This is a genomic window from Sulfitobacter sp. HI0040, assembly GCF_001634885.1.
GTDB lineage: Bacteria > Pseudomonadota > Alphaproteobacteria > Rhodobacterales > Rhodobacteraceae > Sulfitobacter.
The window spans coordinates 1-6,511 of record NZ_LWEX01000089.1 but is presented as its reverse complement, the minus strand read 5'-3'; the positions used below and the strand labels follow the sequence as shown (position 1 = coordinate 6,511).

Here is a 6,511-nt window from a genome sequence, read left to right as displayed (position 1 = left end):
CAAGGCAGAGAGCGCCGCCCGCAGTTCCGCCGCATCGCGCCCGGCCGCCAGATGCCGCGCGGCTGCCGCACCGAAAGCGCCCGCCTGCGCCGTCGTGGCCCCCGCGCCCGCCGCCGCCTGTGCGGCCAGCCCCGCGAATTCGTTCATCGAATGGGTCATGAAAGCTGCACCGGCAGCCACCAGTCGTCCGCCGCCGCGTCCAACTCATCGGCGAGCGGCGCACCCTGGCACAGGGTGATCCGCGTCCAGCGGTCGGACTTCGGGTCGAACTTGGCGGCGCCGAAAAAGGCCAGTTTGCAGCGCAGCATGTCGATGGGCAGACAGTCGGCGCCGATCAGGTTGTCGTGGATCTCCGCATACGGATAACGGGCCGCCAGCGTGACGCGCCCCGCTGCAAAGGCGTGTTCGGGATGCTCTTGCAGGAACGCCGCCAGCGAACGGCCCGTCGCGGGCAACGCATGATAGAGCGCCGCCACCTGCCGCCCGATGTCGAGCGGGCTTTCAAGCTCCGCCCCCGGTTCCTCGAACCTGTTGCCGAGGCGGGGTTCCTGTTTGGACTGTGACACGTACCAGAACTGTGCGCAGCCCGCGCGCGACGCATAGTCAGGCGCCAATGCCCAGCCGAAGCGCGTCTCGATCTCCTCTCGCAGCCTTGTGGTGTCGCGCAACGGGGGGCAGAAGGCGCCGCTGGTATCGGCCATGCTCTCGGCCAGATCGTCTACCAGCGCGCCGAAAGGTTCCATCAGCAGCGAAACCATGAGTTCCTGCACCTCCGGCGTATGGGCCTCCACCGCCCCCATCACCGCGTCCAGCGGGCGGCGCCCTCCCAGCCGGGCCGGTGTCAGCAATCGGCGCGCCTGTTCCCAATCGGCCCGAAGCCGCACGATCCGCGCCTGATGACGGGGATCGGGCACGGACCATTCCGCCAGATGCCGCGCGGCACGCAGGCCCAGCGCGTGAAGCCGTTCCGCCTGCGCGGACGCGATATCTTTTTGCGCGCGCACACGGGCCAGTGCTGTTTCTCGGGCCAGCATCCAGTTGTTCAGCAGGACGGGGTGGCGCACCAGAAAGGGCGCCATGCCAAGGCCGGTGGCATTGCCGATGCCCAGATGCCGCCTGACCTCTCGTGTCAGGGGGGCACCGCCCACATGTTCGACAAGGTCTTGGGTGAAATGCCGGATCAGCCAGACGGTCAGCATCTCCGCGGCAAAGGGACCATCCAACCCGGGGCGGTCACAGATCACGTTACGGTCCGCGATGCCGAACTTGCCGTTGCCGTAGACGGCAGTGGTTCGCATCAGGTAGCCCACGCTGCGCAGCATCGCCGGATCGGGCTGGCGGCCTTCGCGCAGGCATTGCACCACATGCGCAAAAAGGCGCACCGACTTGTTGGCCCGGCTCAGCACAAGGTCCCGCTCGGTAAAGCGCGCGGCCTCCTGCCGGGGGGCATCGGCGACGATCCGGGCGATTTCCGCCGCAGACGGGATGCCGTCGTAAAGGACATAGGCGCTGTCCCAGGCGGTGGCGATCACGCGGTCGGTCCGCTGATCGTCCGGCAGCGCGGTCGAGACCGCGACCAGCGCATAGTCGTGGCCACCGAACCTCAGGCTATAGACGGCATGGCCATGGCCATCCGCATCCATGTTCCAGACCGGTCGCTCGATCCGCACCCGATCTGCCGCGAGGCGCCGGATCAACCGGCGCAGAAAGGACAGACGGGAAGGAAACATCGCCCCCATCCGGGCCAGCCGCATGACCTGTTCGGGGGGCCGCAGCGCGACCTGTGGGGCGGGTTCCGCCGGTATCTCGGCGGCGTCCTTCATGCGGGTCCGAAGCCTTCGTCGTAGAAGCGCAGCCAGTTGCCGCCCATGATGCCGTCGATCTCTCCTCCGTCGAAGCCGACGGCGACCAGACCCCGGCGGATATTGCCGAAATCGCGGTTGTTGGCGAACCACGACGGCATGGGCGGAAAGCCCGCCTTGTCTGCCGTCCCCTCGCCGTAATCCATCGCCTTGGTCCAGCGCCCGACGCGCATCCATTCCACCACGCTGTCGGGCTGGTCCTGACAGAGGTCGCTCCCGATGCCGAGGTGCTCCGCCCCGTAGCGGTCCGCCGCTTCGGCGACCATCTCGCAAAAAGACGACAGCGTGCAGGCGGAACCGTCCTTCAGGTGATGGGGATAGATCGAGAAACCCAGCATCCCCCCGGCCCGGGTCAGCGCCCGCAGCACCTCGTCGGATTTGTTGCGCAGGGCGGGATGCCACCAGTCCGGATTGGCATGGGTGATCGCGATGGGGCGGGCGGACTGGTCGATCGCCTCCAGCGTGGAGCGTTCGGCGGAATGGGACATGTCCACCACCATGCCCACGCGGTTCATCTCCGCCACCACCTGACGGCCCATGCGGGTCAGCCCGGTATCCTCGTCCTCGTAGCACCCCGTCGCCAGCAGCGACTGGTTGTTGTAGGTCAGTTGCATGAAGCGCACGCCAAGCTGATGACAGATCTCCACCAGCCCGATGTCGTCGCCGATGGGGCTGGGATTCTGGAACCCGAAGAAGATCGCCGTGCGGCCCGTTTCCCGCGCGCGGCGCACGTCGCCGGCGCAGGTCCCCCGCATGATGAGCTTTGGATGCATCTCGAACCAGCGGTTCCAGCCTTCGAGATTAAGCACCATTTCACGGAAGTTCTCGTGATAGGCGATGGTCACGTGAACGGCGTCCACCCCGCCTTCGCGCATCTGGCGAAAGATGCGGGGCGAAAACTTCGCGTATTGCAGGTTGTCGATCAGCGGCGCTTTCATGGCCGAAGGATGAAACGGAAAGTCTCTTTCGGCAATGACCAATGCGACCTGAAAACATCCGCCGCCGAAGCCGCAGATGTCTTTTCAGCCCCTGGGGTGGCTGTATTCATGCGCCGAGAGAACCAGCAGCCCCCCGGCAATCGCCCAGTTCTTCACGAATATCGACATCTGCCACGGATCGTCGGGCAGGAAGTGAAAGACACTGGTGATCATGCAGTAAATAGCCAGCGAAAGCGCGACCGGGCCGATCCAGAAGCCCAGCAAAAGCGCCAGCCCGGCAAGCGCATTATAGACGAGTGCGGGCCAGATCAGCACCCCGGGCAGGCCACGGTCTGTCAGCAGCGCCATGCCTGCTTCGGGCGCCACGGCCTTTTGCAGCGCCCCCGCGATGAACAGAAGCGCCAGCAAGGTCCGCCCGGCCCACATCATGCCCGCAAGGGCCGCCGGTGTCATGCAGCGGGGCGGAAGATCAGGGAGATCCCGTTGATGCAGTGGCGCTTGCCGGTCGGGGGCGGGCCGTCATCGAAGATATGGCCCAGATGGCTCCCGCAGCGGTCACAGTGAACCTCGGTCCTGCGCGAGAACAGTCCATCGTCCGGCATCGTCTCCACCGCGTTGTCGAGCGGGGCGGTAAAGCTGGGCCAGCCGGTGCCGCTCATGAATTTGGTCTCGGAGGAATAGAGCGCCTGTTCGCACCCCTTGCAGTGGAAAATCCCCGCCCGCTTCTCTTCGTTCAGGGGGCTGGAAAAGGGGCGTTCGGTGTCGCCGTTGCGCATGACGGCATATTCCGCCTTCGTCAGCCTTGAACGCCATTCATCGGCTGTGCGCTGCACTTCGAATACACCGGGAACGAATGGCTCTTCGGCCATCGCGACAGTGCCGAAACCCAGACCGACGCTCGCCAGGCCGGCGGTTTGAAGGAAATCTCGTCTCAACATGGTTTACTCCCGTCGTCCTTGCGAGGGTCCCCAAATTTGGACCGGCGCCACGCGCCGGTCCAATAAATCGTCAACTCAGGTCGACCCATAATCACAAACTTTTTGCGGAAGCGGCGTTAACGAACACATGTGCCGTCGCACACCGAGCCGCGTTCCGAGAGGTCTTCTACCTCGTGAGGCTAACGCATTACCCTAACTAACAGTTTCATCGCGTACGATGATTTCATCCTACACGCGCATTCGTGATCAGAACGTGATGAAACTACCACTCGCCAAGACGCTGCCCGTGGGCTGGCCTTCCGGCGCGCCGCCCGGCGGTTCGTCGGAGACGGCAAATGTAATGCTGGGCAACTGGCCCGCCATAGCGGGGGGCAGCTGAACGGTCGTCTGATCCTCTGCCAGCAGGCCCATGGAGATGGGGGCCTGATCGGGCAGGATCGCCCAAAGCTCCAGCACCCGCCCGGGAGGAGGACCCCCCGCCACCTGCCGGATGGACAGACTGTCGCCTGCCGCATCCGCCACGGCCAGAAGACGCAGATCGCTGTCTTCGCCCGTCAGCGTCGCCACCTGCACCGCATCGGGCGTCACCCCCGGCACCGGTCCCCGGCTTGCATCCTGCCACAGGATAATGCCGAGAACCCCGGCAAGGAGCATCGCCGCCGCGCTCACCCCGCGCCAAAGGCGCAGCCTGCGCAGCACCGACCGCTGCTCTTCGGGGAAGAGCGTGGCCAGCAGCGCCCGCTTTTGCCTGCGGGAGGGCGCGACAGGCGCGATATCGTCCGTCAATGCCGCGAAACGTTCCTGCCAGCCTGCCACCCGGGCGGCGAAGTCGCGGTCCTCCTGCGCGCGGCGGCGTGCATCCGCGTGCAGATCGCCTTCCAGCAGGCCCAGCACGTATTCGGCGGCCAGCAGGTCGTCTTCGCGGTGGAATTGTGCCGTATCGCTCATAGGCTCATGCACTCGCGCAGCGCGATAAGACCCCGCCGCAGCCATGTCCGCATGGTGTTGAGCGGTATGCCGAACTGCTCTGCAAGATCGGCATAGCTGCGCCCGTCAAGGTAGGCCCCGCGCACGGCGGCGCCGCGGTCGGCCTCCAGACTGTCGAGGCATCCCGCCAGTTTCGCCGCTTCGGACGCCGCGATGGCGCTTTCCTCTGGCCCCGGGCCGGGCGCCGGAAGTTCGAACCCCGGCGCGTTCACATCCCTATGACCGCTGCGCTGCGCGCGCAGCCGGTCGATGGAGGTATTGCGCGCAATCGTGATGAGCCACGTCATGGGGGACAGGCCGTTCGCGCTGTAGCGATCGGCGTTGTTCCAGATTTTGACGAAGGAATCCTGCATGGCGTCCTCTGCTGCGGCGCGGTTATTCAAAACACGCAGGCAGACCCCGAAGAGTTTCGCGCTGACCCGGTCGTAGAGCCCTTCGAAGGCCGCCCGGTCCTTCAGCGCCACGCGGCCTATCAGTCTTTCGATTTCCTCGCGGTCCATCGGCCTGCGGCTCCTCGGTTCCCCGGTCTCTCCGCGACGTCCCGCGCGGCTCGCCCGAGAATTGCGGTCCCGGATGGAGATGTCAAACGATCCCGAAACACCCCGGCCCGCAGAAGCACAGAAAATCGGCGCGCGCCCGTGCACAGAGCTTGGCTTTGGCCGAGGGGCCGGTCTAGGCTCCGACCGGAAAGCGGTCGCTGCGCGACTACTGCAAAGCCCGGCGCGGGGCCGCCCGGAGCATGGGAAGGACCGAAACCAGATGTCGGACAAGGGCATGGCCGCGCCGCCGCGGCACAACAGCTATGACGTGGTGATCGTGGGCGGTGCCATGTACGGCTCCGCCGTGGCGTGGTGGCTGACCCGGATGCCCGGCTTTGACGGCAAGGTGCTGGTGGTGGAACGGGACCCGACTTACGAATTCGCCTCCACCAGCCATACCAACAGCTGCATCCGGCAGCAGTTTTCAAACGCCACCAACATCCGGGTGTCCCAGTTCGGGGCGAAGTTCATCCGCAATTTCCGCGAGTTCATGGGCGGCGATCCGGAGGTGCCGGAACTGGCCCTGCAAAGCTATGGCTACATGTATCTCGCCGATACGCCGGAATTTGCGGAAGTGCTGCGCGAGGCGCAGCAGATACAGCAATCACTGGGCGCAGGTACACGCCACATGAGCCGCGACGAGATCGCGGAAGCCTATCCGTTCTACAACCTCGATGGCATCCTCGCCGGGAACCACAACCTGATCGACGAAGGCTATTTTGACGGCGGCACCATGTTCGACTGGTTCCGCCGGATGGCCCGTCGCAATGGGGTGGAATACGTCCATGACGAGGTGGTAGCGATGGAATTGAACGAAGGCGGAACCAACGTCGATGCCGTGACCCTGAAGGGCGCGGGCCGGATCGCCTGCGGCACGGTGGTCAACGCCTCCGGTCCCCGGGCAAAGGCCACTGCCGCGATGGCGGGGATCGACCTGCCGGTGGCGCCCCGGCGGCGCTATACCTATATCTTCGACGCCGCCGAACCGCTGGACCGCGACCTGCCGCTGACGATCGACCCCTCGGGCGTGCACATGCGCACAGACGGGCGATACTACCTCGCCGGATGCCCGCCCGACGACGACCCCGACATTGCCTATGACGATTTCGCCTTTGACCACGACTTGTGGGAGGACAAGGTCTGGCCCGTGATCGCCACCCGCGTGCCCGCCTTCGAACGGGTCAAGGTGATCAACGCCTGGGTGGGGCATTATGCCTACAACAAGCTCGATCAGAACGCGATCCTGG

General features: G+C 65.4%; 7 protein-coding genes. 1 reads left to right on the top strand and 6 read right to left on the bottom strand.

Going from position 1 to position 6,511, the window contains the following annotated elements; all coding sequences use genetic code 11:
• Positions 1-155: 155 nt before the first annotated feature.
• From A3728_RS07020 to A3728_RS06995, 6 genes are all read right to left on the bottom strand, one after another.
• A complete protein-coding gene (locus A3728_RS07020) occupies positions 156-1,823 on the bottom strand; it encodes a hypothetical protein (protein ID WP_067921524.1) in 1,668 nt (555 codons plus the stop codon).
• On the bottom strand, positions 1,820-2,800 hold the full coding sequence (locus A3728_RS07015; RefSeq protein ID WP_067921523.1) for a membrane dipeptidase: 981 nt from the start codon (positions 2,798-2,800) through the stop codon (positions 1,820-1,822). Before A3728_RS07015 ends, A3728_RS07020 begins: the two co-directional genes overlap by 4 nt.
• An 84-nt stretch (positions 2,801-2,884) precedes the next feature.
• Positions 2,885-3,253 carry a DoxX family membrane protein gene (locus tag A3728_RS07010; RefSeq protein WP_236628193.1) on the bottom strand — a complete coding sequence of 123 codons (369 nt, stop codon included), beginning with the start codon at positions 3,251-3,253 and terminating at the stop codon, positions 2,885-2,887.
• On the bottom strand, positions 3,250-3,738 hold the full coding sequence (gene msrB, locus A3728_RS07005; RefSeq protein WP_067921521.1) for a peptide-methionine (R)-S-oxide reductase MsrB: 489 nt from the start codon (positions 3,736-3,738) through the stop codon (positions 3,250-3,252). The genes A3728_RS07010 and msrB overlap by 4 nt, the downstream gene beginning before the upstream one ends.
• Positions 3,739-3,984: 246 nt before the next feature.
• Positions 3,985-4,686 carry an anti-sigma factor gene (locus A3728_RS07000; protein ID WP_067921517.1) on the bottom strand — a complete coding sequence of 234 codons (702 nt, stop codon included), beginning with the start codon at positions 4,684-4,686 and terminating at the stop codon, positions 3,985-3,987.
• Positions 4,683-5,225: a sigma-70 family RNA polymerase sigma factor gene (locus A3728_RS06995; protein WP_067921516.1), complete on the bottom strand. Its 543-nt coding sequence runs from the start codon at positions 5,223-5,225 to the stop codon at positions 4,683-4,685. The genes A3728_RS07000 and A3728_RS06995 overlap by 4 nt, the downstream gene beginning before the upstream one ends.
• A gap of 259 nt (positions 5,226-5,484) precedes the next feature.
• Between A3728_RS06995 and A3728_RS06990 the strand changes: the two genes are divergently transcribed.
• A partial coding sequence (locus A3728_RS06990) for an NAD(P)/FAD-dependent oxidoreductase (protein WP_150120677.1) occupies positions 5,485-6,511 on the top strand: 1,027 nt, incomplete at its 3' end.

What these genes read in the sequence shown, in the direction of transcription:
- A3728_RS07020 (WP_067921524.1), bottom strand. Translation starts at nt 1,823, where the DNA reads ATGAAGGACGCCGCCGAGATACCGGCGGAACCCGCCCCACAGGTCGCG.
- A3728_RS07015 (WP_067921523.1), bottom strand. Translation starts at nt 2,800, where the DNA reads ATGAAAGCGCCGCTGATCGACAACCTGCAATACGCGAAGTTTTCGCCC.
- A3728_RS07010 (WP_236628193.1), bottom strand. Translation starts at nt 3,253, where the DNA reads ATGACACCGGCGGCCCTTGCGGGCATGATGTGGGCCGGGCGGACCTTG.
- msrB (WP_067921521.1), bottom strand. Translation starts at nt 3,738, where the DNA reads ATGTTGAGACGAGATTTCCTTCAAACCGCCGGCCTGGCGAGCGTCGGT.
- A3728_RS07000 (WP_067921517.1), bottom strand. Translation starts at nt 4,686, where the DNA reads ATGAGCGATACGGCACAATTCCACCGCGAAGACGACCTGCTGGCCGCC.
- A3728_RS06995 (WP_067921516.1), bottom strand. Translation starts at nt 5,225, where the DNA reads ATGGACCGCGAGGAAATCGAAAGACTGATAGGCCGCGTGGCGCTGAAG.